Raw genomic sequence first — 601 nt, forward strand, 5'->3', positions numbered from 1 at the left:
ATCGTGATGGGCGTGTTCATCATGGTCATGGCCTTCATGATCATGGTGCTCATGTTCTTCATGTTGCCCCCCAAGCGTGTGTTCAACATGAACTTCTTCAATTTCGCATTGTGCTTGTGGGTTAATCGCAAACAGTGCGTTGCTATCTTCTAGCGTTGCGACCGCGTGTTGCAGAGTTTTCTCTTGCTCTGCATTTTCTGGTGCGTGTTCAAAGCCGACCACATCTGCACCAGGAGCTGTGATTTCGAGCAGCAAGTCACTGCCGTCTTGGGCAATATTAAATTCAACATGACCATGAACGTGCGCACTGTGTTGGCGGTATTCTTCTGCTGTTGCGACTGTCGATAGAGACAAACCGATAACGATCGCTAAAACCTGTTTAGATGGCATTTTACTTTCCTAATTTTGCTGATAAATCCGAGATCTGGTTGATTTCAGATTAGTACTCATTTGACGTTCTGTTATTGAAACGCGTCTATACACGTTGGAAATAACGTAATTGGGTTGTGTTTGAGTGTTTACGCAAAATAAGGCGGTGCACGCGCAGCGCTGAATACTTCTTCTACATGATGCGAGCGCTCTGAGACATCATCATAATGGG

At 45.4% G+C, this 601-nt stretch carries 2 protein-coding genes; both read right to left on the reverse strand.

Annotation, left to right across the window (positions count from 1 at the left end):
* Positions 1-390 (reverse strand): ZrgA family zinc uptake protein (locus R8N47_RS26650; protein ID WP_318186291.1); only part of this gene is annotated, 390 nt, incomplete at its 3' end.
* 128 nt (positions 391-518) lie between these two features.
* Positions 519-601, reverse strand: an 83-nt coding sequence (locus R8N47_RS26655; protein WP_318186292.1) for a DUF2607 family protein, incomplete at its 5' end; no start/stop codon positions are given.

The sequence above is a fragment of the Vibrio sp. 2132-1 genome, assembly GCF_033344315.1.